This is a genomic window from Streptomyces marinisediminis, assembly GCF_026262575.1.
In the GTDB taxonomy this organism is placed as follows: Bacteria; Actinomycetota; Actinomycetes; order Streptomycetales; family Streptomycetaceae; genus Streptomyces; species Streptomyces marinisediminis.
This window is the reverse complement of the sequence record NZ_JAPKFL010000013.1, coordinates 138,730-164,704: the sequence shown is the minus strand read 5'-3', so window position 1 is coordinate 164,704 and position 25,975 is coordinate 138,730. Positions and strand designations below refer to the sequence as shown.

Here is a 25,975-nt window from a genome sequence, read left to right as displayed (position 1 = left end):
TCCAACTCCGGCGTCATCGCGGGCGTCGAGTGGGTGACGGAGAACGCCAGCGGTCCGTCGGTGGCCAACATGAGCCTGGGCGGCGGCGCGAACTCCGCGCTCGACCAGGCCGTGCGCAACTCCATAGCCTCCGGCATCACCTACGCGGTGGCGGCCGGCAACGACAACGCCAACGCGTCCAACTACTCGCCGGCGCGCGTGTCGCAGGCGCTGACGGTGGCGTCGAGCACGCGGACCGACGCGCGCTCCTCGTTCTCCAACTACGGCAGCGTGGTGGACATCTTCGCGCCGGGCTCGGACATCACCTCGGCGTGGATCGGCAGCAGGTCGGCCACCCGGACCATCTCCGGCACCTCGATGGCCTCGCCGCACGTCGCCGGCGCCGCGGCGCTGGTGCTCGGGGAGAACCCGTCCGCCTCGCCGACGCAGGTGGGCTCCGCGCTCGACTCGGCCGCCGTCACCGGCAAGATCAGCAACCCCACCGGTGCGCCGAACAAGCTGCTCCAGGTGGGCGAGGGCGACCCGGGCAACCCGCCCGACCCGGAGCCGGGTGAGGGCTACTTCGAGAACACCAACGACGTCACGATCTACGACAACCGCACCGTCGAGTCGCCGATCGCCGTCAGCGGGATGTCCGGCAACGGCCCGTCCGACCTGAAGGTCGCGGTCGACATCAAGCACACCTACATCGGTGACCTGAAGGTGGAGATCGTCGCCCCGAACGGCGCCTCGGCCGTCCTGAAGGACTTCGGCGCCGGCGGCAGCGCGGACAACATCAACCAGACCTACACGGTCAACGCCTCCGGCGTGGCCGCCAACGGCACCTGGAAGCTCCGCGTCACCGACAACTACTGGTACGACAGCGGCAAGATCGACGCCTGGTCGCTCCAGTTCTGACGCACCCGGTGCGCTGACGGGGGCCACCGCGCCCACCGTGCCCACCGTGTCGATCCCGGCCCCACGGCACCACGTGCCGTGGGGCCGGGCGCGCGTGCGCCGGCGGGGGAGCGCCGGTGGCGCGGGCCGACCGGGCGCGTCAGCCGTGCGGCTCCGCCGCCGGTCCGTCCGGTTCCGGTCCGTCCGGTTCCGGGTCCGCCGGGTGCGGGGCCAGCAGTGGCAGCGTCGAGGCCAGGCGCCGCTCGCACAGCTCCACCAGCCGGTCGTAGCCCGCCTCGCCCATCAGCTCGACCAGCTCGGCCCGGTAGGAGACGTACACCGGCTCCCCGGCGCCGTGCGCGGACGGGGCGCCGGTGCACCACCAGTGCAGGTCGTGACCGCCCGAGCCCCAGCCCCGGCGGTCGTACTCGCCGATGGACACCCGCAGCCGCTGCTCGCCGTCGGGCAGCTCCACCCAGTCGTAGGTGCGCCGGACCGGGAGCTGCCAGCAGACGTCCGGCTTGGTCTCCAGCGGCTCGCGCCCCTCGCGCAGGGCGAGCAGGTGCAGCGCGCACCCGGCGCCGCCGGCGAAGCCGGGCCGGTTGTTGAAGACGCAGGCCCCGCCGTAGCGCCGCGTCTTGCGCTCGCCGTCCTCGTCGGTCTCCACCCAGCCCGTGCGGGTGCCGACGTCGTGGAACTGCCAGGTGTCCGGCGTCAGCCGGGCGGCGTGCTCGGCGACGCGGCGCTCGTCGTCCTCGTCGGAGAAGTGTGCGCCCAGGGTGCAGCAGCCGTCGCCGGCGCGGCCCGCCTGGATGCCCTGGCACCCCTGACCGAAGACGCAGCCCCAGCGCGAGGTGAGCCAGGTCAGGTCGCACCGGAAGAACTGGTCGGCGTCGGCCGGGTCGGGGAACTCCACCCAGGCCCGGGCGTGGTCGAGGTCGACCTCCTCGCCCGCCGCGCGACGGGCCTCGCCCCCGACGTTCCGGTTGGTGTTCGGCCCGCTCGGCCGGGTTTTGCCCGGCTTGGCCGCGTTCGTCGTGCCCACGCCTCCCAGGGTAAGGGCCGCCGGGGACGCGGCGGCGACGTGGCGCGTTAGCGTTCTCCCCCATGAGACTCGGTGTCCTCGATGTGGGTTCGAACACGGTGCACCTCCTGGTGGTGGACGCGCACGGGGGTGCCCGGCCCCTTCCGGCCTTCTCGCACAAGGCGGACCTGCGCCTGGCCGAACTGCTGGACGCGGACGGCGCGATCACCGGCGACGGCGTGGACCGGCTGGTCGCCACCGTCCGCGAGGCGCTGGAGGTCGCCGAGGACAACGGCGTGGAGGACCTGCTGCCCTTCGCCACCTCCGCCGTGCGCGAGGCGCCCAACGGGGCCGCCGTCCTGGCCCGCGTCGCCGCCGAGACCGGCGTCACGCTCCAGGTGCTCTCCGGTGCCGACGAGGCGCGGCTCACGTTCCTGGCCGCCCGCCGCTGGTTCGGCTGGTCCGCCGGGCGGCTGCTCGTCTTCGACATCGGCGGTGGCTCGCTGGAGATCGCCTGCGGTGACGACGAGGCCCCGGACGCCGCGGTGTCGCTGCCGCTCGGCGCGGGCCGCCTCACCGGCCGCCACCTGCCCGGCGACCCGCCGGACCCGAGGGACGTGCGCGCCCTGCGCCGCGAGGTGCGCACCGGGATCGCCCGGGTCGTGGGCACCTTCAGCCGCCTGGGGCCGCCGGACCACGCGGTGGCGACGTCCAAGACGTTCAAGCAGCTCGCGCGGCTGTGCGGGGCCGCGCGCAGCGGTGAGGGCCTGTACGTGCAGCGTGAGCTGCCCCTCGACGCGCTGCGGGAGTGGGTGCCCGAGCTCGCCGCCCTGCCCACCGGGCAGCGCGCCGAGCTGCCCGGCGTCTCCGCGGGCCGGGCCCCGCAACTGGTGGCCGGGGCGCTGGTCGCGGAGGCGGCGATGGACCTGTTCGGCGTCCGCGCGCTGGAGATCTGCCCGTGGGCGCTGCGCGAGGGCGTGATCCTGCGCCGCCTGGACCACCTGCGCTCGGCGTGAGACGCGTCACGGGGTCCTCCGCGCGACGTTTCGTACCCTGGTGCGCGTGATCGCAGACCCACGGGCGCGCCGAGAGCGCGTGCGTCCGCCGAAGGTCGCGCTGTCGACGGCGTCGGTGTACCCGGAGACGACGGCGACCGCGTTCGAGATGGCCGGGCGCCTGGGCTACGACGGCGTCGAGGTCATGGTGTGGACGGACCCGGTCAGCCAGGACGTCGAGGCCCTGCGCCGCCTGGCCGACCAGCACGGCGTGCCGGTGCTGGCCGTGCACGCGCCCTGCCTGCTGATCACCCAGCGGGTGTGGTCCACCGACCCGTGGGCGAAGCTCACCCGGGCGCGGGCCGCCGCCGAGCGGCTCGGCGCGGACACCGTCGTCGTCCACCCGCCCTTCCGCTGGCAGCGCTCCTACGCGCGCGCCTTCGTCGAGGGCGTGTGGCGCATGGCGCACGAGACGGACGTGCGGTTCGCGGTGGAGAACATGTTCCCCTGGCGCTACCGCGACCGCGAGATGCAGGCGTACGCGCCCGGCTGGGACCCCACCGAGGAGGACTTCCGGCACTTCACCATCGACCTCTCGCACACCGCGACGGCCCGCACCGACACCCTGGCCATGCTGGACCGGATGGGGGACCGGCTCGGCCACGTGCACATCGCCGACGGCAACGGCTCGGCGAAGGACGAGCACCTGGTGCCCGGCCGGGGCAGCCAGCCGTGCGCCGAGGTGCTGACCCGCCTGGCGGCGACGGGGTTCGAGGGGCACGTGGTGGTGGAGGTCAACACGCGCCGCGCCATGTCGTCCGCCGAACGCGAGGCGGATCTCGCCGAGGCGCTCGCCTACACCCGGCGCCACCTGCACGCGCCCCGGCCCGCCTGACGCCCCCGGCCCGCCTGACGGCCCGGGGTGCGCCAGGGCACGCCCCGCGCCCCGCGCCCCCGAGACCCGGGGCGCCCGCGCCGGGCGTCTCACCATGCGGAGGTCACGTCCGGATCATGAGCGCGGCGGCGTACGCTCGAAGACTCACGGAAAGCACCCGTCACAGACCAGGGAGCGCACCATGCCCGAGCTGAGGTCCCGCACCGTCACCCACGGCCGCAACATGGCGGGCGCCCGCGCCCTCCTGCGCGCCGCCGGCGTAGCCCGCGAGGACTTCGGCAAGCCGATCATCGCCGTGGCCAACAGCTTCACCGAGTTCGTGCCCGGGCACACCCACCTCCAGCCCGTCGGCCGCATCGTCTCCGAGGCGATCAAGGCGGCGGGCGGCATCCCGCGCGAGTTCAACACCATCGCCGTCGACGACGGCATCGCCATGGGCCACGGCGGCATGCTGTACTCCCTGCCCTCCCGGGACCTGATCGCCGACTCCGTGGAGTACATGACCGAGGCGCACTGCGCGGACGCGCTGGTGTGCGTCTCCAACTGCGACAAGATCACCCCCGGCATGCTGATGGCCGCGCTGCGGCTGGACATCCCGGTCGTCTTCGTCTCGGGCGGCCCGATGGAGGCCGGCAAGACGACGCTGGTCGACGGCACCGTGCGCACCAACCTGGACCTGGTGCACGCCATGTCCGAGGCCGTCAGCGACACCGTCTCCGACGAGGACCTCGAGCGCATCGAGGAAGCCGCCTGCCCCACCTGCGGCTCCTGCTCGGGCATGTTCACCGCGAACTCCATGAACTGCCTCACCGAAGCCCTCGGCCTGGCCCTGCCCGGCAACGGCTCCGTGCTGGCCACCCACACCGCCCGCAAGGAGCTGTACGAGGCCGCGGGCCGCACGGTGGTGGACATCGCCCGGCGCTACTACGAGGAGGACGACGCCACCGTGCTGCCCCGCGCCGTCGCCTCGCGCGCCGCGTTCGAGAACGCCATGGCCCTCGACGTCGCCATGGGCGGCTCCACGAACACCGTGCTGCACCTGCTGGCCGCCGCCCAGGAGGCCGGGCTCGACTTCACGATGGCCGACATCGACGCCGTCTCCCGCCGCGTGCCCTGCGTCTGCAAGGTCGCGCCCAACGGCAGCTACCACATGGAGGACGTGCACCGCGCGGGCGGCATCCCGGCCATCCTGGGCGAGCTCCAGCGCGCCGGGCACCTGCACGAGGACGTCCACGCCGTGCACAGCCCGTCGCTGGCCGACTGGCTCAAGCAGTGGGACATCCGCGGCGGCGCGCCCTCCCCGGAGGCCACCGAGATGTTCTACGCCGCGCCCGGCTGCGTCCGCTCGGCCACCGCGTTCTCCCAGTCCGAGCAGTGGGACACGCTGGACACCGACGCGGCCGGGGGCTGCATCCGCGACGCCGCCCACGCCTACTCCGCCGACGGCGGCCTGGCCGTGCTCTACGGCAATCTGGCCGAGGACGGCTGCGTGGTGAAGACGGCCGGGGTGGACGAGTCCATCTGGACCTTCGAGGGCCCGGCCGTGGTCGTGGAGTCCCAGGAGGACGCCGTCGACGCGATCCTGACCAAGCGGGTGACCGAGGGCGACGTCGTCGTCGTCCGCTACGAGGGTCCCAAGGGCGGTCCGGGCATGCAGGAGATGCTCTACCCGACGGCGTTCCTCAAGGGGCGCGGCCTGGGCGCCAAGTGCGCGCTGGTCACCGACGGGCGCTTCTCCGGCGGCACCTCGGGCCTGTCGATCGGCCACGCCTCCCCCGAGGCGGCAGCCGGCGGCACCATCGCCCTCGTCCGGGACGGCGACCGCATCGCCATCGACATCCCGAACCGCCGCATCGAGCTCAAGGTGCCGGACGCGGAGCTGGCCGCCCGCCGCGCGGAGCTGGGCGGGGTGTACGCGCCGAAGTCCCGCGACCGCAAGGTGAGCCAGGCCCTGCGCGCCTACGCCGCCATGGCCACCTCCGCGGACCGGGGCGCCGTCCGCGACGTCTCGAAGCTGGGCTGAGCGCCGGGGCCGGTGGCCGCCCGCCCCGGGCGGCCCCTCGCCCCTCTCGGCACTCGTGCCGCGCCACAGAGGGCGCCGCCGGGCCGCGCCGCCGGGACGCCGCCGGGCCGCGTCGCCGGGACGCCGCCGGGCCGCGTCGCCGGGACGCCGCCGGGCCGCGTCGCCGGGACGCGTCGCCGGGACGCCGCCGGGCCCGGCGGTGGCGTGTCCCTCGGCCGGGGGGCGGGCGCGCCCGCGAGTACTTCGACCACACCGGCCCCGACGGCTCCGGCCCCGGGGACCGCATCACCGCCGCGAGCTCACCCCGCCGGCTCGGTCACGCTCCGCCGCCGGGGGCGCGGCACCGCGGGCTCCAACCGGGCGGCGGCGGGCTCCGGCCAGGTGGCGGCGTCCGGCGGGCGGTCGGTCACGAAGTGCCGGACCAGCTCGGCGATCTCCCGCGGACGCTCCAGGACGGCCCAGTGGTCGCTCTCCGGAAGCACGTGGAAGGTGCTCGGCTCGATCGTCGCGGCGAACGCGCGCTGGCGCGCCGGGGAGGTGACGGTGTCGTGCTCGCCGCTGAACACCAGCGCCGGCACGCCGGACAGCCCGCCCGTCAGCGGGAGCCGCCGGTGCATCGCCCGGTCGAGGACGGCCATCGCGTGCGGCGTCCCTGTCACGGCGCGCAGCAGGGAGCGCCGCACGTACCGGTGGGCCAGGGCCCGGCGGTGCACCGGCCGGGACGGGTCCAGGCACAGCATGCCGGCGGCGGCCAGGTCCGCGAACTCCCCGGCCCGCCCCGCCGCCAGCCGGTCGGCGGCCCGGCGCCAGTCGGCCAGTTGGGCGGCGCTGATGTGCGCGGGGACGCCGCCCAGCAGCAGCCGCGCGACCCGCCCGGGATGCCGCTGGGCGTAGCCGAAGACGATGGCGGCCCCGTAGGAGTACCCGAAGAGGTTGACGCGCGGCGCGCCGAGGTCGTCGACGACGCGGGCGAGGGCGGTGCGCAGCAGCTCGCTGTCCTGCTCGGGCCGCAGCGGGTCCGCGCCCCCCATGCCGGGCAGGTCGGCGGTGACGAGGCCGGCGACGGGCAGGACGGCGTCCTCCAGGTGCGGCCAGCCGTACATGCTCTGCAGCGCGCCGCCCACGACGACGACGGGCTCGGTGCGCGGGTGGGGCTGCCGCAGCAGGCGGTAGGCGTAGGACAGCCCGTCCACGGTCAGCCGGCGCACGGTCTCCTGCGGTGGTGCGTCCATCCCGGCTCAGCCGCCCGCCAGCACGAGGGCGGCGTTGTGCCCGCCGAAGCCCAGCGACGTCTTCACCGCGTACTCCAGCCGCGCCGGGCGCGCCGCCTTGGCCACCACCTCCACCGGAACGAGCGGATCGAGGGTGTCCAGGTTGACGGTCGGGGGGACGAGCCGGCGCTCCAGCGCGAGCACCGTGAGCGCCGTCTCGATGCCGCCCGCCGCGCCCAGCGTGTGCCCCGTCATGGCCTTGGTGGACGTCACCAGCGGACCGTCGCCGAGCACCCGGTGCAGCACGGAGCTCTCCACGAGGTCGTTCACCACCGTCGAGGTGCCGTGCGCGTTGACGTGGCCGATGTCGGACGGGGACACGCCCGCGTCGGCCAGCGCGGCCCGCAGCGCCCGCTCGACACCGGTGCCCTCCGGGTCGGGGGCGACGGGGGCGTACGCGTCGTTGGTCGCCCCGTATCCGAGGACCCGCGCCCGCACCCGCGCCCCGCGCGCCCGGGCGTGCTCGGGGCGCTCCAGGACGAGCAGCCCGGCGCCCTCCCCGATCACGAAGCCGTCCCGGTCGACGTCGAACGGGCGGCAGGCGGCGGCCGGGTCGTCGCGGCGCGTGGACAGCGCCCGCAGCCGGCAGGCGCTGGCGATCAGCAGCCGCGCGCACACCGACTCGGCGCCCCCGGCCACGGCCACGTCGCACAGCCCGGCGCTCAGCAGCGTGCGGGCCGTGCCGATGGCGTCCGTCCCCGAGGAGCAGGCCGTCGTCACCGCCAGGCCCGGGCCGCGGGCCCCCAGGTCGCGGCAGACGGCGCTGACCGCGCCGTTGACCGGGACCAGGGCGCCCAGCTTGGGCGAGACCCGGCGCGGGCCCTGCTCGGTGAGCGCCGCCTGCTGCGCGTCGTAGAACGGCAGCCCGCCGTGGGCGGAGCCGATGACCACGGCGACCCGCCCCGCGTCCCACACTCCGGGGTCGAGCCCGGCGTCGGCCACCGCCTCCCGCGCGGCGACGACGGCCAGTTGGGAGAAACGGTCCATCAGCCGCGTCTCGGCCACGCCCAGCACCGCGTCGGTGTCCAGCTCCGCGCCGTCGACGGCGTAGAAGAAGTCGCAGGACAGGCCGCTCAGCTCCGCCGGACGCACCACTCCGCGCGGCGCGGTGGCCGTCGTCACCTCCCGCCACGCGCGCTCGACGCCGACCCCGGCGGCCGTGACCAGGCCCAGCCCCGTCACGGCGGCGGCGAAGCCCGGCGCCGCGCTCACGCCGCCACCCGGTCGCGCACGGCGGCGACGAGCTGTCCCACGGTGTCCCGGGACGTCAGCTCCACGTCCTCCAGGTCGACGCGCAGGCGGTCCTCGATGAGCAGCCGCAGCTCCTCCAGCGCCAGGGAGTCCATGCGGAGCTGCCGCAGGGGGACCTCGGGGCGCACGGCGGCGGCGGCCACCCCGAACTTCTGGGTCAGCAGCGCGCTGACGTGTTCTGCGATCTCCATCCGGCAGTCCCCTTGCTCCCCACCTGGCCACGGAAGGCTCGTACGTCGGACAAGGTGCGCAACGCCGCGCGGCGCGCGAGGTTACGTCCCCGGATGCGGCGGCACACGAAGGGGTTCGGCGGCGAACAGCCATAGGGTGCGACTCCCGCGCGGCCCCACCGCCCGCCGCGGCCGGCACGCGGTTCCGGCCGGGCATCCGCTCCCGGGCGGACGGGGGCGGCGCGGCCCGTACGACCCGGCCGCCACGGTGGGGGAGGTGGAAGGTCACCCCGTGGGCCGGGACCGGCCGGGCGCCGGTGTGGCCGGGCCGGGGGCGGGGGAGGCGGCCGCGGTCGGCGCCGCGGTACGCCGAAGTCGACGGGGGCGGCCGTTTAAGCTGGACGAGGTGGGCTGCCAGCCGCCGGAACCGGCGGCCGGGCCGACACACCCCCGGCGGGCGGGCGGGCGACGACGCCGGGGCGGGCCGGGCGCGCGGTGCGACGGCGGGACGGGCCGAGTGCGCGGGGCGGGTGCGCGGGGTGGCCTACTTGAAGAAGGCGATCCCGTCGTCCGGCAGGTCCTTCAGGTCCTTCGCCCACTCGCTCGGGTCGACGACCTTCTTGAGCTGGGCGGACATGTAGGGCCGCAGGGGCACCTCCGGGGTGGCCTTCTCGCCCACCCACATCAGGTCGCCTTTGACGAAGCCGTACAGCCGCTTGCCGCCGCTGTAGGCCGCCGCTGAGGCGAGGCGGGCGACGGCGTCGGTCGCGAGGTCGATCTGCGGCTTGCCCTCGGCCAGTTCGCCGTACCAGATCTCGGCGATGCCCTGGTCGCGGACCATGGTCACCTCGACCTTGCGGCCCTCGCCGATCCGCCAGTAGCCGGTCTCCGTCTCCAGCGGACGCACCTTGCGGCCCTCGGCGTCCAGGACCCAGGAGTGCGAGACGTACTCCAGGAAGTCGCGGCCGTCGTGGCGGAAGGAGACCTCCTGGCCGAAGTTGCACTGCTCGGCGCCGGGGAAGTCCGCGACGCCCGCGCCCGTCCAGTCGCCGAGCAGGAAGGCGAGGGGGACGAGGTCGGGGTGCAGGTCGGACGGGATCTCGATCATGGAGTCAGACGCTCGCTGGTTCGTTCGGCGGTGCGGTGCGGTGCGGTGGGCGCGGGTGGGGGCCGGGGCTCAGCGCTGGCCCTCGAAGAGCTTTTTCACGACCAGGAGCGCGAACCCGCCGGTCCCGAGGACGACCAGGACCATCAGGGAGATGAAGAATGCCTCAAGCACGGGGCGCTCCTTGCGCGGCTCGGTGGACGGACGACCGGGGCCGAGTCTAGTCGCCGCGGAGGGCCCCGGCGCTGTGAGGTCCGCCGCCCGGCTACCGTGGCCCCATGGCAGACGGTGCAGAGGGTTCGCGCAAGCTGGTGATCAAGGTGACGGCCGGGGCGGACGCCCCCGAGCGCTGCTCCCAGGCGTTCACGGTGGCCGCGGTGGCCGCCGCGAGCGGGGTGGAGGTCTCGCTGTGGCTCACCGGTGAGTCGGCGTGGTTCGCGCTGCCGGGCCGCGCCGCGGAGTTCGAGCTGCCGCACGCGGCGCCGCTGCCGGACCTGATCGCGGGCGTCCAGGCCGGGGGCCGCATCACGCTGTGCACCCAGTGCGCGGCGCGCCGGGGCATCTCCGAGGCCGACGTGCTCGACGGCGTCCGCATCGCCGGCGCGCAGGTCTTCGTCGCGGAGGCGATGGCCCCGAACACGCAGGCGCTCGTGTACTGAGGCACCGGCGCGCCGGGGCGTGCCGGAGGGCGCCCGCGGCCGCGCCGCCCGGCGTCCGCCCGCGGCGTTCCGGCGCGCGACGGGCCGAGGGCCGCACCCTGGCGTCCAACCCGGTGCGGCCCTCGGCCCGTGCGCGACCCCAGCGGACCGCGAGCGCGTCACACGGCGATGGCGACCTCCGCCACGCCGCCCTGCTGGGCGACGACCGTCTGGTCCGCGGTGCCGCCCGGCACCAGCGCGCGGACGGTCCAGGTGCCCTCGGCGGCGTAGAACCGGAACTGGCCGGTCGCGGAGGTGGGCACCTCGGCGGTGAACTCGCCGGAGGAGTCCAGCAGGCGCACGTAGCCGGTGACGGGCTCGCCGCCGCGGGTCACGTTGCCCTGGATCGTGGTCTCACCGGGCTTGATGGTGGAGGCGTCCGGGCCGCCTGCCTGGGCTCCGCACATGGAGGGTCCTCTTTCGGATCGGGAAAGCGGGAGAAGCGGGAGAGGGGTCAGCCGGTCGCCGTCACTTGGCGGGGCCGAGCTCGATCGGGACGCCGATGAGCGAGCCGTACTCCGTCCAGGAGCCGTCGTAGTTCCGGACGTTCTCCTGGCCCAGCAGCTCGTGCAGGACGAACCAGGTGTGGGCGGAGCGCTCGCCGATGCGGCAGTAGGCGATGGTGTCCTTGGCCAGATCCACGCCCTCGGCCTCGTACAGCTCCTTCAGCTCCGCGTCGGTCTTGAAGGTGCCGTCGTCGTTGGCCGCCTTCGACCACGGGATGTTGCGGGCGCTGGGCACGTGGCCGGGGCGCTGCGACTGCTCCTGCGGCAAGTGCGCCGGGGCGAGCAGCTTGCCGCTGAACTCGTCGGGGGAGCGCACGTCGATGAGGTTCTGCTCGCCGATGGCCTGGACGACGTCGTCGCGGAAGGCGCGGATCGCGGTGTTCTGCGGCGTGGCCCGGTACTGGGTGGCGGGGCGCGTCGGGACCTCGGCGACCAGGTCGCGGGAGTCCAGCTCCCACTTCTTGCGGCCGCCGTCCAGCAGGCGCACGTCCTGGTGGCCGTACAGCTTGAAGTACCAGTAGGCGTAGGAGGCGAACCAGTTGTTGTTGCCGCCGTAGAGGACGACGGTGTCGTCGTTGGCGATGCCCTTCCCGGACAGCAGCTTCTCGAACCCGGCCTGGTCGATGAAGTCGCGGCGCACCGGGTCCTGGAGGTCCTGCTTCCAGTCGATCCGGATCGCGTTCCTGATGTGGTTCTTGTCGTAGGCCGAGGTGTCCTCGTCCACCTCGACGACGACCACCTTCGGGTCGTCGATGTGGGCCTCGACCCAGTCGGCGTCCACCAGGACGTCACTGCGGCTCATGGGATCTCCTCCGGGGCGTTGGTGCGGTGCGGTGCGTGTGCGGTGCGTGCGGCGGGTGGTCTGCGGTGCGGGGCGCGCGGGGCGCCGCGGAGGCGGGTCCTCCGGGCGGGCGTCCGGCGCCGTCCGGTGTGGCGTGCGGCGCCGGACCGGCACGGAGCGGGGCGCCGTCGGCCGTGGCGGGCGGCTGGGCGGCCCGCGCCCGTCGGCCGGCACGGCGCCCGCCGCACCGGTGCGCCGGCCGACGGGCGCGGGCCGTCAGGCGGTGGGGCGACAGAGCATGGCGGCGACGCGGCACAGGTCGACTGCCCGTCGCTTGGTGAGTTCCGCCTGTCGGGTCATGCCGTCGATCGTAAGGACGCGGGACGCGCGTGTCACCGACGTTCCGCATGACGAGACGTGATCGTTTGCATGGTGGGACGCGAGCCGGTGCCGCGCCGCTCCCCGCCGCTCCCCCTCGGGGGCGGCGGCGCCGGCATCTCGCGGTCGCCCGGGGCGACGTCTCGGATGCTGGACGAGGGCCCTTCCACGCCCGTTCCGGCCGCCTCCGCCGCGCCCGGGCACCCGTGCCGCGCCCTGGCGGCGCGCCCTTCGCCGGGCACTGGCGTGCGGGGCCCGACCGCCCGTGGGCTGCCCGACCGCCCGTGCGCCGGGCCGGGGCCGTCCGTGCGTGGGGCCGTCCGTCCGTGGGGAGCCCACGCCTTCCCCGGGCCGCCCGGCCGTCCGGTCGTCCGTGCGTCCGCCCCGGCGCCCGCGCCGCCGGCCGCGTCAGCCGGCGAGGTCGATCCGCTCCCCGGCGAACTCGACCTGGACGCCGTCCTCGGTGGCCTCGACGCCGGTCAGCTCCACGCCGGCGGGCAGCCCGTCGATCCGCCGCGTGTAGTCGATCCGCTCGCGGATCAGCTCCTCGACACCGGGGATCGAGGAACCGGGCACCTCGTCGGCGTGCAGCCGGATCGTGTCGCCGTTCTCCACGGTGAGCGTGCTGACCGTGGACTCCTCGATCGTGCGGTCCAGCAGCGGCACCCGCACCCGGCCGGTGACCTCGACCTTCGCCTGCCCGTCGGCCGCCGCGTCGCCGCCGTGGGAGATCGTCACGCCCTCGTCGGCCGCCGCGCTGAGCGCGTCGTAGGTGATGTACGCCGTCCCGGTGGCCTCGGCGGCCACGCCGCCGCGGAAGTCGTCGGCGAGCCGGATGTCGCGGGCCCGCACGTCGAACTCGTCGACCTGGAGCGTGCGGCCGTCGCTGGAGGCGGTGACGCCGCTGAGCGTGATGTCCACCGACTCCAGCTCCTTGCTCGCGAGCTGGGTGAGGAAGGGGAAGCCGTTCACGGACGCCTCGGCGGACTCCGCGCCGCGCGCTGCCCGGGCCCGGTCGGCGAGCTCGCCCTCGGCGTAGTTCACCGCGAGCCGGTCCACGCCGACGAAGAGGCCGCCCAGCACGAGCAGGACGATGAGTGTGATCCGCAGTGCGCGCATGGCCTTCGGCCCCCCAGGTCGACTCCCGCGATCCTAACGGCGCGGCTACCGGCCGGTTCAGGCGGTGACCCGGCCGGTGGCGGCCCGGTTCAGGCGGCGAGCCGGGCCAGGGCGTAGACGGCCGGGGCGGCCAGGGTCAGCGGCAGGGCGACCCCGGCGGTCAGGTGCACGAAGCGCGAGGGCCAGTCGTAGCTGGCCGTGCGCAGGCCGACCAGTGCGCACCCGCCCGCGAGCGCGCCGAGTACCGCGCCCGCCGCGCCGCCCTGGAGCCCGGCCCACCGCACGGCCTCGGCACCGACCAGCTCCGCGGCGGCCAGCCCGGCCGCCGCGGCGCCCGCCAGCGCCAGCGCGGCGGTCACCGGCCCGGGCAGCGGCACCGCCCGCAGCACGGCGGCCGCGCCCACGGCGACGGCGCCGGCCGTCACCACCTCGGGGCTGTGTTCCACGGCGGCCAGGAACCCGGCCGCCAGCACGGTCAGCACCGTGGCGGTGACGCCCGCGGTCAGCGCGTACAGCCGCTCCTCCGGGGCGCCGCGGTCGCGGAGCTGGAGCAGCAGCACCAGCAGCATCCAGAACCCCAGCACGCCCAGCAGCGCCGTCGCGGTGTGCCCGGCGTCCACGGCGAGCAGCGCCGCGTCGGCGGTGAGCCCGGCCAGGAAGGCCGCCGCGATGCCCTGCCGGGCGGGCCACATGCCGTTCAGCCGGTACCAGCCGGCGGCCGTCACCGCCTGGAGCGCCAGGAGCGGCACGACGAGCGCGAACCGGCCCAGGGGGGCGGCGGCGGCGAACGCCACCGCCAGCGCGAGGGTGCCCAGGGCGGGCAGCGGACCCGGTGGGATGACCGGGTCGCCGACGCGCTCGGCGACACCGCCGGGGCCGTGCGCCGAGCGGCCCGCCCGGCGGCGCCCCGGCCCCCGCCCGCGCCCCGGGCCGGGCTGCGGCGGGACGGCACCCGGGCCCCCGGGGCCGCCCGTCGGCGTCCCCGGGGCGGGTTGCGTCGCCTGCGGCGGCCGCGACCCGCCGTGCTGGTGCGGGGCGTGGTCGTGCCGGTCGTGCGGCGCGCTCACCGCGCCCCTCCGGCGAACGGCGGGAGGACCTCGACGGTGCCGCCCTGCGTGAGCCGCACGGCCTCGTGAGGGCGGGTGCCGACCGGGTCGCCGTCCACCAGGAAGGAGCAGCGCCGCAGCACCCGGGCGAACTCGGGGCGCGCGGTGTGCCGCGTCCGGGCGGCGTCCAGGGCCTCGGCCAGCGTCCCGGCCTCGTACCCCTCCTCCGCGACCCCGGCCGCGGCCTTCGCCGCCGCCCAGTAGCGGATCGTTCCCTGTACGGCCATGTAGCGACTCCCACCGCGACGAGCTAGTGCGTGGCCCCCATCATGCCCTCCCCGCCACCGCCCGCCCGCCCCGCCGCCCGGCCGTTCCCGGCGGGGTCCGTCCGCCGGGGCGGAGGGTGAACGGCGGGGTAGGGCGTGGTGAACGTCGCACTGGGGAGGCGGGGGGATCTCGGCTATCCTGCTGCGGGTAAGGACTCGGGCAATGTCGCCTCCGGGTCCTTTCGTGCTTTCGGGCGGCCCTCACCCACCGCGGGGAGCGCGCCGTCCCCCGCCCTCGATGGGACCGAGGAAGGACTCACCGTCATGAGCTCGCTTCTCCTCCTGACCAACGCTCTCCAGCCCTCCGCCGAAGTGCTGCCCGCGCTCGGGCTGCTGCTGCACAACGTGCGGGTCGCCCCGGCCGAGGGGCCCGCCCTGGTCAACACGCCGGGGGCCGACGTCATCCTCGTCGACGGGCGGCGCGAGCTGCCGCAGGTGCGCTCGCTGTGCCAGCTCCTGCGCTCCACCGGGCCCGGCTGCCCGCTGGTGCTGATCGTGACCGAGGGCGGCCTGGCGGCCGTCACCGCCGAGTGGGGGGTGGACGAGGTGCTGCTGGACACCGCGGGCCCCGCCGAGGTGGAGGCCCGGCTGCGGCTCGCGCTGGGGCGCCAGCAGCTCACCGTGGACGAGAGCCCGATGGAGATCCGCAACGGCGACCTCTCGGTGGACGAGGCGACCTACAGCGCCAAGCTCAAGGGCCGCGTGCTCGACCTCACCTTCAAGGAGTTCGAGCTGCTGAAGTACCTCGCGCAGCACCCCGGCCGGGTGTTCACCCGCGCCCAGCTCCTCCAGGAGGTGTGGGGCTACGACTACTTCGGCGGCACCCGGACCGTGGACGTGCACGTGCGGCGGCTGCGGGCCAAGCTCGGCCCGGAGCACGAGTCGCTCATCGGCACCGTCCGCAACGTCGGGTACCGGTTCGTCACGCCGGAGAAGCCGGGGAAGCAGGGAAAGCAGGGGAAGCCGGAGGAGGTGGCCGAGCGCGCCGCCGGGGAGAAGAGCGTCGCCGAGGCGGCCGAGCGGGTGGCCAGGGACGCGGCGGACGCGGGCGGTACCGGGCGCCGCTGACGCCCGGTACCGCCCACGTCCGCGCGCGGCCCGTCCGCCCGGCGGGCGGCCCGTCCGCCCGGCGCGTGCGTCGGCTGCCCGGCGTGCGCCCGCGCCACCCACGGAGTGGCGCCCACGCCGCCAGCCCGTGCGCTGCTCGTGCCGCCCACGGTGCGACGCCCCGCGGCCCGGCGGGTGTGCCGGGCGGCCCCGGCGTGGTGACGTGGCGGGGGAACGGTATCCGCGTGTGACCCTGGGGCCCGTCCCCCCGCGTAGACTGCCCGCCGTGGCGAAGGTGACGCGAGACGACGTGGCACGGCTGGCGGGAACCTCGACCGCCGTCGTGAGCTACGTCATCAACAACGGACCCCGACCGGTCGCCCCCGCCACCCGGGAGCGGGTGCTCGCGGCGATCAAGGAGCTCGGCTACCGGCCGGACCGCGTCGCGCAGGCCATGGCCTCCCGCCGCACCGACCTCATAGGGATGATCGTCCCCGACGCCCGGCAGCCGTTCTTCGCGGAGATGGCCCACGCCGTCGAACGGGAGGCCGCCGAGCGCGGCAAGATGGTGCTGGTCGGCAACTCCGACTACCTCGACGAGCGCGAGGTGCACTACCTGCGGGCGTTCCTCGGCATGCGGGTCTCGGGGCTGATCCTGGTCAGCCAGGGCCCCAGCGAGCGCGCGGCGGCCGAGATCGAGGCGTGGGACGCGCGGGTGGTGCTGCTGCACCGGCGTCCGGAGGCGATCGAGGACGTCGCCGTGGTGACCGACGACGTGGGCGGCGCGCACCTGGCCACCCGCCACCTGCTGGAGCACGGGCATCCCTACGTCGCCTGCCTGGGCGGCGTGGAGACGACCCCGGTCGTCGGGGACCCGGTGACCGACCACGTCGAGGGCTGGCGGCGCGCCATGCGCGAGGCGGGCCGCTCCACCGAGGGGCGGCTCTTCCAGGCACCCTACAACCGCTACGACGCCTACGAGGTGGGGCTGAAGCTGCTGTCCGGCCCGGACCGGCCGCCCGCGATCCTCTGCGCGACGGACGACCAGGCCATCGGCGTCCTGCGGGCCGCGCGCGAGCTGCGCCTCGACGTGCCCGGTGAGCTGGCCGTCGCGGGCTTCGACGACGTGAAGGAGGCGGCGCTGACGGACCCGCCGCTGACCACGGTCGCCTCCGACCGCCCGGGGATGGCGCGGGCCGCGGTGGACCTGGTGCTCGACGAGACCGTGCGCACCACCGGCTCCCGCCGCGAGCGGCTCCGGCAGTTCCCCTCCGCCCTCGTCGTGCGCCGGAGCTGCGGCTGCGGCTGACGCCGTCCGGCCGCCGGGGCTGTCGCCGCCCGCCGCGACGGGGGCGCTCAGGCCGTGAAGCCGCGGCAGCCCGGGCCGGCCTCGGCGGCCATGTCCCAGGGGTTGACCAGCGCGCAGCGGTCCAGGGTGAGGCAGCCGCAGCCGATGCAGTCGTCCAGGTCGTCGCGCAGCTCGGTGAGTTGCTTGATGCGCAGGTTCAGGTCGTCGCGCCAGCACTCGGAGACGCGGGCCCAGTCGGCCCGGCTGGGCGTGCGGTTCTCCGGCAGCAGGTCCAGCACGTCGCGGATGCGCTCCAGCGAGATGCCCACGCGCTGGGAGGCGCGGATGAAGGCGACGCGGCGCAGGGTGTCGCGCGCGTACCGGCGTTGGTTGCCACTCGTGCGGCGGCTGTGCAGGAGTCCGTTGCGCTCGTAGAAGCGCAGGGCGGAGGCGGCCACGCCGCTGCGGGCGGCCACTTCTCCGACGGTGAGTTCGCGCGCCTTCCAGGAGGGTGTCGTCATGTCCGTCACCGTAGCTTGACTTCAACCTAAGTTGAAGTCAGAGGCTCGGTGCAGCGGTCGGGCGAGGGGCCCGGCCCGGACCACGGGAGTCACCATGTCCACCACCGCGCTGCGCCTGGCCGTCCTGACCGGGAGCGTCCGCGAGGGCCGCTTCGGCCCCACCGTCAGCCACTGGTTCGCCGAACAGGCCCGCGAGCACGGGGCGTTCGACGTGGACGTCGTCGACCTGGCCGACCACCCGCTGCCGCTGGTGATGCCGAGCTGGGGCGGCGCTCCGGCGGCCGACGTGGCGCGCCACCAGCGGGAGCTTGGCGCGCGGCTGGCGCGGGCGGACGCCTTCGTCGTCGTCACCCCGGAGTACAACCACAGCTTCCCCGCCGCCCTGAAGAACGCCGTGGACTGGTACCGCGAGGAGTGGCGGGCCAAGCCCGTCGGGTTGGTCTCCTACGGCGGCCAGGGCGGCGGCATCCGGGCCGCCGAGCAACTGCGGCAGGTCTTCCCGGAGATGCACGCCGTCACCGTGCGCGACGCGCTGAGTTTCCACCACGCCTGGAACGCCTTCGACGAGCAGGGCCAGCCCCGGGAGGCCGCGGAGGCGGCGGCCGCCGCCAAGGGCATGCTCGGCCAACTCGACTGGTGGGCGTCCGCGTTGGCCGAGGCCCGGGCCAAGCGCCCGTACGGGGCGTGACACGGCGGCGCGCCCACCCGGCCGGCGTCCGGCGGGTGGGCGCGTCCGTGCGCGGGGGCGGTGCTCAGCGCACGACGGTGACGCGGTCCGCCGCCGGGGCCGCCAGCGGGGCGCCGGGGGAGGAGTGCGCCCGCAGGTACTCCTCCAGCGCGCGCAGGTCGTCCCCGCCCACCAGCGGGTCGGTGCCCTCGGCCAGCGTCGGGAAGCCGTCGCCGCCGCCGGCGAGGAAGGAGTTGACGGCCACCCGGTAGGTGCGGTCGGCCGCCAGGGGCGCGCCGTCCAGCCGCACGGAGCCGGCCACGACGCGGTCCGCGCCGGTGCGGGTCAGGTCCAGGGTGTAGGTGAACCCGTGCGAGACCTGGAGGATCTTCGGCGCGGCCGCGTTCGCCCCGCTCACCTGCTCGCGCAGCACGCCGAGGAGCTGCTCCCCGGTGAGGGAGACGATGTTGACGGTGTTGGAGAAGGGCTGGACGGTGTAGCCCTCGGCGTAGGTGACCACGCCGTCGCCCTCGGTGCCGGAGGCCGCGTGGGTGAGGTCGGCGCGGATGCCGCCGGGGTTCATCAGCGCCAGGTCGGTGGTCTCGTCCTGGGTGCGGGCGTGGGCGAGCTGCGCGTCGGCGACGAGGTCGCCCAGCGGCGTCTCCGGCAGCGTCCGGTCCGCGGTGATGTCCTCGGAGACGTAGCCGATCGGGCGGTTCGCGACGGGTGCGGCCAGCTCCTGCCAGCCGGCGATCAGCTCGGTGAGGTCGGCCGCCTTCGGCCGCTCGCGGTGGACGACGTGGTTGGTGCCGGTCACCGAGGCGCGCACGATGTCGCGCCGGGCGCGGTCGTAGACCATGTCGAGCTCGGTGAACAGGCGGCCGTAGGAGGCGGCGGAGGTGACCAGCCGGTCGTTGCCCTCCGGGTCGGGCAGGCTGCACACGTACGGCTGGTGGGTGTGGCCGGTCACCAGCGCGTCCACGCCCGCGTCGGTGCGCGCCGCGATGTCCGTGATCGGCCCCGAGATGCCGCCGCCGGGGGCCGCGCAGTCGGCGTTGTACGCCGGGTTCGCCGGGTGGCCGCCCTCGTGCACGAGGGCGACGACGGCGTTGACGCCCTGGCGCCGCAGCTCGCGGGTGTAGCGGTTGATCGTGTCGGCTTCGTCCAGGAACTTCAGCCCCTTGACGCCCTCGGCGGAGACGATGTCGGCGGTGCCCTCCAGCGTGACGCCGACGAAGCCCACCTTCACCCCGCGCTGCTTGACCACCGTGTACGGCTTCAGCAGCGGCTTGCCGGTCTTCTCGTCGACGACGTTGGCGGCCAGCACGGGGAAGTCGGCGCCCGCGAAGGTGCGGTCCTCGGCGTAGCAGCCGTCGACCGGGTGGCAGCCGCCGCGCTGGAGCCGCAGCAGCTCCGCCCGGCCCTCGTCGAACTCGTGGTTGCCGACGCCGACGACGTCCATGCCGAGCGCGTTCATCGCCTCGATCGTCGGCTCGTCGTGGAAGAGCCCGGACAGCAGCGGGCTCGCGCCCACGATGTCGCCGGGGGCGACGGTGATCGAGTGCCGGTGCCCCTCGCGCGCCTCGCGCAACGCGGTGGCCAGGTACTCCACGCCGCCGGCCGGGACCGACTCGGTGCTGCCGTCGGCGTGCTCGCGGGTGACGGTGCCGCTGGACCCGGTGGGCGGCTCCAGGTGGCCGTGGAAGTCGTTGATGGCCAGCACCTGGAGGTCGACGGTCCGGCCGTTGCCGTTGCCGTTGCCGTTGCCGTGCCCGTGCCCGGGGCGGGGCCCGGGGTCGGCGTGCCCGGTGGCGGCGGGCCCGTGGTCGGCGCGGCCGGGGGCGGCCTGGGCGGCCGAGGGCAGCGCCGCCGTCCCCAGGGCGAGGGCGGCGGCCAGGCCCGTCGCGGTGAGCGCGAACCGGCGCGGTGCGCGGCGCCCGGGCGAGCGGTGCGGCGTGGCGGCGTCCGGCGTGGCGCCGTCCGGTGTGTGGCGGTGCGGCGTCAGCGGGGCGCGTGGCACGCGCGGCGCTTTCGGCATGGTGGTCCCCTTCGCGGAGCGTTCGACAGCAGGGAGCGTGCGAAGCAGGGGCAGCCTACGGTCAACGCGCGTAGCGTGTCAGGGGCCGTGCGGTGACCACGAGGTGGCGAACAGCGGGCGTAGGCTCTGCGGCATGAGCGACGTGGTGGTCACAGAACGGGTGTCCGAGGACGTCGTCGGCGAGGCGCTGGTGCTCATCGACACCGCCGCCCGGGCCGACGGCCAGTCAGCCGTCTCCGAGCAGGGGCGGCTCCAACTCCGCGGCGGGTACCGCGCCGGCGTCACGCACTTCCTGGTGCGCTCCGGCGGCGAACTCGTCGGCTACGGCCAACTGGAGGACGCCGACCCGGTGGAGGCACCGGCCGGCGAGCTCGTCGTCCACCCGGCGCACCGCGGCCGCGGCTACGGCCGGGCGCTGGGCCTTGCGCTGCTGCACGCCTCCGGGCGCCGGCTGCGCCTGTGGGCCCACGGGGGCCACGCCGCGGCCCGCCATCTCGCCCAGGGCCTCGGGCTCACCCTCTTCCGCGAGCTGCGCCAACTGCGGATGCCGCTGCGTGCCGACGCCCTGCCCCCGGCGGCGCTGCCCGACGGCGTCACCCTGCGCTCCTTCGTCCCCGGCAAGGACGACGCCGCCTGGCTCGACGCCAACGCCGCCGCCTTCGCCCACCACCCCGAGCAGGGCTCCCTCACCCAGCGCGACCTCGACGCCCGCAAGGCCGAGCCCTGGTTCGACGCGGCGGGCTTCCTCCTCGCCGTCCCGACCGACGAGCCCGAGCGGATCACGGGCTTCCACTGGACCAAGGTGCACGAGGTCGAGCGGCTCGGCGAGGTGTACGTCGTCGGCGTCGTCCCCGGGCACCAGGGCGGCGGCCTCGGCCGCGCCCTGACCACCGCCGGGCTGCGCCATCTCGCCGAGGTCCGCGGCATGCCCACCGCGATGCTCTACGTCGACGCGGACAACGCCCCGGCCGTCGCCGTCTACGAGCGCCTGGGCTTCCGCACCCACGCCGTCGACCTGATGTACCGCACGGAGACGTAGCCCGCCGCCCGCGCGCAGTCGCAGGATCGCCTGCGCGCCACGTGGGTGTAACCGCTGATTCAGACTCGGTTGCGAGCATCGCGGGGTGCAGCACGCCGGGGAAGAGGTCTCGCAGGCGGCCACCGCGTCCGCACGCCGGGCCCGGTCGGCCGACGAGCCCGGCGTGCGCCGAGGGCGGAAGAATGGGGGAATGGACCAGTCCGCGCACTCCGCCCCGTCCCAGCCCTCCGGCCCCGACGAGACCCAGCCGGTCGTGGGCGCGCTCACCGCGGCCCGCCCGGGCGCCGTGGCCGCCTCGCCCCTGGGCGGCGGCTCGCTGACCGCCGCGCTCGACCCGGACCTCGACTCCGAGCCGGACGTCTACGACCTCGACGCCGAGTCCGGCGACGACCTCCCCCGGGACCGCTTCCTGGAGCGGGAGCGCAGTTGGCTGGCGTTCAACGAACGCGTCCTGGAGCTGGCCGAGGACCCGAACGTGCCGCTGCTGGAGCGGGCCAACTTCCTGGCGATTTTCGCCAGCAACCTGGACGAGTTCTTCATGGTCCGCGTCGCCGGGCTCAAGCGGCGCATCGCCACCGGCGTGGCCAACCGGTCGGCCTCCGGGCTCCAGCCGCGCGAGGTGCTGGAGCTGATCTGGACGCGCTCGCGCGAGCTCATGGCCCGGCACGCCGCCTGCTACCAGCAGGACGTCGCACCCGCGCTCGCCGACGAGGGCGTGCACCTGGTGCGCTGGGGCGACCTCACCGACACGGAGCAGGCCCGCCTCTTCACCCTCTTCCGGCACCAGATCTACCCCGTGCTCACCCCGCTGGCCGTCGACCCGGCCCACCCCTTCCCCTACATCTCCGGGCTCTCGCTCAACCTGGCCGTCGTCGTGCGCAACCCGGTCAGCGGGCACAACCACTTCGCCCGGGTGAAGGTGCCGCCGCTGCTGGCCCGCTTCCTGGAGGCCTCCCCGCAGCGCTACGTGCCGCTGGAGGACGTGATAGCCGCCCATCTGGAGGAGCTGTTCCCCGGGATGGACGTGCTGGCCCACCACATGTTCCGGGTCACCCGCAACGAGGACCTGGAGGTGGAGGAGGACGACGCGGAGAACTTGCTCCAGGCGCTGGAGAAGGAGCTCATGCGGCGCCGCTTCGGTCCGCCGGTGCGCCTGGAGGTCGAGGAGTCCATCGACCCCTACGTGCTGGACCTGCTGGTGCGCGAGCTGAAGGTCTCCGACGCCGAGGTCTACCCGCTGCCCGGCCCGCTGGACCTCTCCGGGCTGGCGGCGATCGTCGGCCGCGTCGAGCGGCCCGAGCTGCGCTTCGCGAAGTTCATCGCCGGCACCCACCGGGATCTGGCCGAGGTGGAGTCCGCGTCCGCGCCCGACGTCTTCGCCGCGCTGCGCGAACGCGACGTGCTGCTGCACCACCCCTACGACTCCTTCTCCACCTCCGTACAGCTCTTTCTGGAGCAGGCGGCCGCCGACCCGGACGTGCTGGCGATCAAGCAGACGCTCTACCGCACCTCCGGCGACTCGCCGATCGTGGACGCGCTCATCGACGCCGCCGAGTCCGGCAAGCAGGTGCTCGTGCTCGTCGAGATCAAGGCGCGGTTCGACGAGCAGGCCAACATCAAGTGGGCGCGCAAGCTGGAGGAGGCCGGCTGCCACGTCGTCTACGGCCTCGTCGGGCTGAAGACGCACTGCAAGCTGTCCCTCGTCGTCCGGCAGGAGGGCGAGCACCTGCGCCGCTACGCCCACGTCGGCACCGGCAACTACCACCCCAAGACGGCGCGGCTCTACGAGGACCTGGGCCTGCTCACCGCCGACCCGCAGGTCGGCGCGGACCTGTCCGACCTGTTCAACCGGCTCTCCGGCTACTCGCGGCGGGAGACCTACCGGCGGCTGCTCGTCGCGCCCACCTCCCTGCGGGACGGGCTGGTCTCGCGCATCACCAAGGAGATCACCCACCACCGCGCCGGCCGGCCCGCCTGCGTGCGCTTCAAGGTCAACTCGATCGTCGACGAGGCCGTCATCGACGCCCTCTACCGGGCCTCCCGCGCCGGGGTGCCCGTGGACCTGTGGGTGCGCGGCATCTGCGCGCTGCGGCCCGGCGTGCCGGGGCTGAGCGAGAACATCCGGGTACGCTCCGTGCTCGGCCGGTTCCTGGAGCACTCCCGGGTGTTCGCCTTCGGCGGCGGGGGCGACCCCGAGGTGTGGCTCGGCAGCGCCGACCTCATGCACCGCAACCTCGACCGGCGCATCGAGGCGCTCGTGCGCGTCACCGACCCCGCCCACCGGGCGGCCCTCAGCCGGCTGCTGGAGACCGGCGTGGACGACGCGACCGCCTCCTGGCACCTCGGCCCCGACGGCGACTGGACCCGGCACGCGACCAACGCCGAGGGACGGCCGCTGCGCAACGTACAGGAAATGCTCATCGACGCCCGGAGGCGCCGACGTGGCCCCACGACATGACCTCACGGCGGGCGGCGCCCCCGTCTCCACCGACTCCCCGCGCGCACTCGTGCCGCACGCCGCGGGGGAGGCCGACCCCCCGCCCCGCCACCAGCCGGGCCCCTTCCACCCGGCCGGCACGGCCGGCGAGGTGCTCGCGGGGTACCTGCACCACCAGGCCGGAGAGGTGCTGCGGGCCCTGCGGCAGCACGCGGAGACCGCCGGCAGCGCGGAGACGGCCGCCGACGCCGCCGAGGCCGTGCGCCTGATGCGCCGCGCCGCCCGGCGCATCAGCGGCACCCTGCACACCTTCCGCCGCCTGCTCGACCCCGCCTGGGCCGACCACCTGGCCACCGAGCTGACCTGGCTGTGCGACCTGCTGGGCCGCGAGTACGACTACGCCACCCGCCTGGACCGCCTGCTCACCGCACTGCACCGGCTCTCGGCACCGGGCGAGGGCACCGCCGTCTCCGGCACACCGGGCCGCCCCGGCGTCGGCGCGGCCCGGGCCGGCGCGCTGCTGGAGCGCCAGCTCACCCTCCTGCGCACCCGCGCCCACTCCGCCGCGCTCCAGGCGCTGGGCTCCGGCCGCTTCCACGCCGTCGCCGACGCCGTCGCCCTGCTCGCCTCCGAGGTGCCGCTGGCGACCGAGCCCCCCGCGTCCGCCGACACCGCCGCCCCGCGCGGCGCGGACGGCTCCGCCGCCCCTTTCGCCGCGGACGGCTCCGCCACTCCCTTCGCCGCGGACGGCTCCGCCGCCGCGCTGCCCGGCCTGCGGCCCTGCCTGGAGCACGCCCACCGCCGCCTGACCGACGCCGTGGACGCCCTGCCGCTGGGGCCCGGCGCCCTGGCCCACACCCTCACCGGCTCCGCCGACCGCTACGACGGCGCCTGGCACCACGTCCGCCTGCTGCTGCGCCACCTCCGGTACGCGCAGGAGGTGCTGGGCGAGGAGAGCGGGGTGCTCGGCACCGCCGCGCGCCACCTGCACCGGCACCGCACCGCCGCCGAGGCCGCCGCGGCCGCCGCCTCCGCGGGGCGCACCCCGCGCATCGCACCGGCCACCGCCTACGCGCTCGGCGTCCTGCACGCCGACCAGCGGCACGAGGTGGAGGCCGCCCGCCTGGCCTTCTGCCGCGTCTGGCACCCCCCGAGCGGCCCCGGCCATGCCCCCGCCCACCCCTGAGCCGCCGGTGCGCGCCGCCGGCTGCGTGCTCTGGCGTCCGGCGCCGGGTGGCGCCGCCGGGACCGGCGTCGAGATCGCCCTCGTCCACCGGCCCAGGTGGGCGGACTGGTCGCACCCCAAGGGCAAGCTCCACCCCGGTGAGAGCGCGGCGGCCGCGGCCGTGCGCGAGGTGACCGAGGAGACCGGCATGCACTGCGCGCTCGGCCCCCGCCTGCCCACCGCGCGCTACCGCACCGGTGAGCGGTGGAAGACCGTCGACTACTGGCTCGCCCAGGCGTGCCACGGAGCCTTCGCCCCGTCGCGGGAGATCGACCGCATGACGTGGCTCCCGCCCGCCCGCGCCCGCCTCCTCCTCACCCACCCCCGCGACCGCACCCTCCTGACCACCGCGCTCCTCCACCTCCGCGCGGCCCCGCACCGCGCGCCCTGAGCCCGCCGCCCGGGGGCTCGGCGCCGGCCCCGCGTGGGCGCGGTGGCTACGCCGGGAAGCCGGGTGGGGCCAGGGCGGGCCAGCGGACGGTGAGTTCGCCGTGGCGCCAGCGGGCGGGGGAGTCGGTGACCGGCCAGTCGGCGGACAGCGCGCGGGCGGTGTGCACCCAGCGTTGGCGCGCGCCGAGCGGGGCGTAGGGGGCGGCGGCGGCCCAGGCGGCGTCGAACGCGGTGAGGAAGGCGTGCACCGGCCGGCCGGGGACGTTGTGGTGGATGAGCGCTTTGGGCAGGCGTTCGGCGAGCTCGGAGGGGCGCGCGAGGGTGGCCAGGCGGGCGGCGAAGGTGACGGTGCGCGGACCCTCGGGGCCCAGGGCCACCCACACGTGACGGCGGCCGATCTCGTCGCAGGTGCCCTCGACCAGCAGGCCGCCGGGGGCCAGGCGGGCGCACAGGCGCGACCAGGCGCCCGGCACGTCCTGCTCCGGGTACTGGCGCAGCACGTTCGCGGCGCGGACCAGCAGGGGCGGGTCGGGCAGCGGGAGCTCGAAGCCGCCGCGGGCGAAGGCCAGCCCCTCGCGTGCGTAGGGCCGCGCCGCCGCGACGCGCGCCGGGTCGATCTCCAGGCCGGTGACGCGGACGTCGCCGCGGACCCGGCGCAGCCGGGTGAGCAGCTCGACGGCCGTCCACGGGGCGGCGCCGTAGCCGAGGTCGACGGCGAGCGGGGCGGCCTCGGCGCGGCGCAGGGCGGGGCCGTGGACGGCGGCGATCCAGCGGTCCATGCGGCGCAGGCGGTTCGGGTTGGTCGTCCCGCGGGTCACGGTGCCCACGGGGCGGCCCGGAGGACGGGCGGGCACGGTGG

26 protein-coding genes are annotated in these 25,975 nt (G+C 75.7%); 12 read left to right on the top strand and 14 right to left on the bottom strand.

Annotated elements, in window-relative coordinates; genetic code table 11:
• Positions 1–897 (top strand): S8 family serine peptidase (locus tag OSB71_RS13210; protein WP_265947839.1); only part of this gene is annotated, 897 nt, incomplete at its 5' end.
• Between the two features lie 139 nt (positions 898–1,036).
• Here OSB71_RS13210 and OSB71_RS13205 read toward each other — a convergent pair.
• Positions 1,037–1,921 carry a DUF3109 family protein gene (locus OSB71_RS13205; protein ID WP_265947837.1) on the bottom strand — a complete coding sequence of 295 codons (885 nt, stop codon included), beginning with the start codon at positions 1,919–1,921 and terminating at the stop codon, positions 1,037–1,039.
• A 62-nt stretch (positions 1,922–1,983) separates the two neighbouring features.
• Here OSB71_RS13205 and OSB71_RS13200 point away from each other — a divergent pair, with 62 nt between their 5' ends.
• From OSB71_RS13200 to ilvD, 3 genes are all read left to right on the top strand, one after another.
• Positions 1,984–2,916 carry a Ppx/GppA family phosphatase gene (locus OSB71_RS13200; protein ID WP_265947835.1) on the top strand — a complete coding sequence of 311 codons (933 nt, stop codon included), beginning with the start codon at positions 1,984–1,986 and terminating at the stop codon, positions 2,914–2,916.
• Between the two features lie 46 nt (positions 2,917–2,962).
• The gene (locus OSB71_RS13195; RefSeq protein WP_416237254.1) at positions 2,963–3,790 is read left to right on the top strand and encodes a sugar phosphate isomerase/epimerase family protein; all 828 of its coding nucleotides are present in this window, start codon (positions 2,963–2,965) and stop codon (positions 3,788–3,790) included.
• Between the two features lie 181 nt (positions 3,791–3,971).
• Positions 3,972–5,813: a dihydroxy-acid dehydratase gene (ilvD, locus tag OSB71_RS13190; RefSeq protein WP_265947832.1), complete on the top strand. Its 1,842-nt coding sequence runs from the start codon at positions 3,972–3,974 to the stop codon at positions 5,811–5,813.
• Between the two features lie 299 nt (positions 5,814–6,112).
• Here ilvD and OSB71_RS13185 read toward each other — a convergent pair whose 3' ends face one another.
• The 4 genes from OSB71_RS13185 to OSB71_RS13170 form a co-directional block, all read right to left on the bottom strand.
• A complete protein-coding gene (locus tag OSB71_RS13185; protein WP_265947830.1) occupies positions 6,113–7,045 on the bottom strand; it encodes an alpha/beta fold hydrolase in 933 nt (310 codons plus the stop codon).
• A gap of 6 nt (positions 7,046–7,051) precedes the next feature.
• A complete protein-coding gene (locus OSB71_RS13180) occupies positions 7,052–8,296 on the bottom strand; it encodes a beta-ketoacyl-[acyl-carrier-protein] synthase family protein (RefSeq protein WP_265947828.1) in 1,245 nt (414 codons plus the stop codon).
• Positions 8,293–8,526, bottom strand: coding sequence for an acyl carrier protein (locus OSB71_RS13175; protein WP_265947826.1), 234 nt, complete (start codon positions 8,524–8,526; stop codon positions 8,293–8,295). Before OSB71_RS13175 ends, OSB71_RS13180 begins: the two co-directional genes overlap by 4 nt.
• 523 nt (positions 8,527–9,049) lie before the next feature.
• Entirely contained in the window at positions 9,050–9,613 is a 564-nt protein-coding gene (locus OSB71_RS13170) for a heme-binding beta-barrel domain-containing protein (protein WP_265947824.1), read from the bottom strand.
• A 275-nt stretch (positions 9,614–9,888) separates the two neighbouring features.
• Between OSB71_RS13170 and OSB71_RS13165 the strand changes: the two genes are divergently transcribed.
• Positions 9,889–10,269, top strand: a complete 381-nt coding sequence (locus OSB71_RS13165; protein ID WP_265947822.1) for a DsrE family protein — start codon at positions 9,889–9,891, stop codon at positions 10,267–10,269.
• Between the two features lie 158 nt (positions 10,270–10,427).
• On the opposite strand, the gene OSB71_RS13160 is transcribed toward OSB71_RS13165, so the two are convergent.
• The 6 genes from OSB71_RS13160 to OSB71_RS13140 all read right to left on the bottom strand — a co-directional run bounded on the left by OSB71_RS13160 (position 10,428) and on the right by OSB71_RS13140 (position 14,425).
• Positions 10,428–10,715 carry a DUF1416 domain-containing protein gene (locus tag OSB71_RS13160; RefSeq protein WP_265947820.1) on the bottom strand — a complete coding sequence of 96 codons (288 nt, stop codon included), beginning with the start codon at positions 10,713–10,715 and terminating at the stop codon, positions 10,428–10,430.
• Between the two features lie 61 nt (positions 10,716–10,776).
• Positions 10,777–11,616: a sulfurtransferase gene (locus tag OSB71_RS13155; protein ID WP_265947818.1), complete on the bottom strand. Its 840-nt coding sequence runs from the start codon at positions 11,614–11,616 to the stop codon at positions 10,777–10,779.
• Between the two features lie 255 nt (positions 11,617–11,871).
• Entirely contained in the window at positions 11,872–11,955 is an 84-nt protein-coding gene (locus tag OSB71_RS24650) for an Ms5788A family Cys-rich leader peptide (protein ID WP_416237255.1), read from the bottom strand.
• Between the two features lie 426 nt (positions 11,956–12,381).
• Positions 12,382–13,092: an LmeA family phospholipid-binding protein gene (locus OSB71_RS13150; RefSeq protein ID WP_265947817.1), complete on the bottom strand. Its 711-nt coding sequence runs from the start codon at positions 13,090–13,092 to the stop codon at positions 12,382–12,384.
• 89 nt (positions 13,093–13,181) lie between these two features.
• Complete coding sequence (locus tag OSB71_RS13145; protein WP_265947815.1) at positions 13,182–14,159, bottom strand: hypothetical protein; 978 nt, start codon at positions 14,157–14,159, stop codon at positions 13,182–13,184.
• Positions 14,156–14,425: a MoaD/ThiS family protein gene (locus tag OSB71_RS13140; RefSeq protein ID WP_265947813.1), complete on the bottom strand. Its 270-nt coding sequence runs from the start codon at positions 14,423–14,425 to the stop codon at positions 14,156–14,158. Before OSB71_RS13140 ends, OSB71_RS13145 begins: the two co-directional genes overlap by 4 nt.
• A gap of 303 nt (positions 14,426–14,728) precedes the next feature.
• Here OSB71_RS13140 and OSB71_RS13135 point away from each other — a divergent pair, with 303 nt between their 5' ends.
• Complete coding sequence (locus tag OSB71_RS13135) at positions 14,729–15,532, top strand: response regulator transcription factor (protein ID WP_265947811.1); 804 nt, start codon at positions 14,729–14,731, stop codon at positions 15,530–15,532.
• 265 nt (positions 15,533–15,797) lie between these two features.
• Positions 15,798–16,820 (top strand): LacI family DNA-binding transcriptional regulator, encoded by a 1,023-nt coding sequence (locus OSB71_RS13130; RefSeq protein ID WP_265947809.1) that lies wholly within the window; start codon positions 15,798–15,800, stop codon positions 16,818–16,820.
• 47 nt (positions 16,821–16,867) lie between these two features.
• On the opposite strand, the gene soxR is transcribed toward OSB71_RS13130, so the two are convergent.
• Positions 16,868–17,320 carry a redox-sensitive transcriptional activator SoxR gene (gene soxR, locus OSB71_RS13125; RefSeq protein WP_265947807.1) on the bottom strand — a complete coding sequence of 151 codons (453 nt, stop codon included), beginning with the start codon at positions 17,318–17,320 and terminating at the stop codon, positions 16,868–16,870.
• A gap of 94 nt (positions 17,321–17,414) precedes the next feature.
• Between soxR and OSB71_RS13120 the strand changes: the two genes are divergently transcribed.
• On the top strand, positions 17,415–18,008 hold the full coding sequence (locus OSB71_RS13120; RefSeq protein WP_265947805.1) for an NADPH-dependent FMN reductase: 594 nt from the start codon (positions 17,415–17,417) through the stop codon (positions 18,006–18,008).
• Between the two features lie 64 nt (positions 18,009–18,072).
• Here the strand turns inward: OSB71_RS13120 and OSB71_RS13115 are convergent, their stop codons facing one another.
• Positions 18,073–20,025, bottom strand: coding sequence for a bifunctional metallophosphatase/5'-nucleotidase (locus OSB71_RS13115; protein WP_265947803.1), 1,953 nt, complete (start codon positions 20,023–20,025; stop codon positions 18,073–18,075).
• Between the two features lie 133 nt (positions 20,026–20,158).
• On the opposite strand from OSB71_RS13115, the gene mshD reads away from it, so the two are divergent.
• From mshD to OSB71_RS13095, 4 genes are all read left to right on the top strand, one after another.
• On the top strand, positions 20,159–21,064 hold the full coding sequence (gene mshD / locus OSB71_RS13110; protein ID WP_265947801.1) for a mycothiol synthase: 906 nt from the start codon (positions 20,159–20,161) through the stop codon (positions 21,062–21,064).
• A gap of 190 nt (positions 21,065–21,254) precedes the next feature.
• Positions 21,255–23,522, top strand: coding sequence for an RNA degradosome polyphosphate kinase (locus OSB71_RS13105; protein WP_265947799.1), 2,268 nt, complete (start codon positions 21,255–21,257; stop codon positions 23,520–23,522).
• Positions 23,506–24,687 carry a CHAD domain-containing protein gene (locus OSB71_RS13100; protein WP_416237253.1) on the top strand — a complete coding sequence of 394 codons (1,182 nt, stop codon included), beginning with the start codon at positions 23,506–23,508 and terminating at the stop codon, positions 24,685–24,687. The genes OSB71_RS13105 and OSB71_RS13100 overlap by 17 nt, the downstream gene beginning before the upstream one ends.
• A complete protein-coding gene (locus tag OSB71_RS13095) occupies positions 24,668–25,117 on the top strand; it encodes an NUDIX hydrolase (RefSeq protein WP_265947797.1) in 450 nt (149 codons plus the stop codon). Before OSB71_RS13100 ends, OSB71_RS13095 begins: the two co-directional genes overlap by 20 nt.
• A gap of 46 nt (positions 25,118–25,163) precedes the next feature.
• Here the strand turns inward: OSB71_RS13095 and OSB71_RS13090 are convergent, their stop codons facing one another.
• On the bottom strand, positions 25,164–25,970 hold the full coding sequence (locus tag OSB71_RS13090; RefSeq protein ID WP_265947795.1) for a class I SAM-dependent methyltransferase: 807 nt from the start codon (positions 25,968–25,970) through the stop codon (positions 25,164–25,166).
• Positions 25,971–25,975 lie beyond the last annotated feature (5 nt).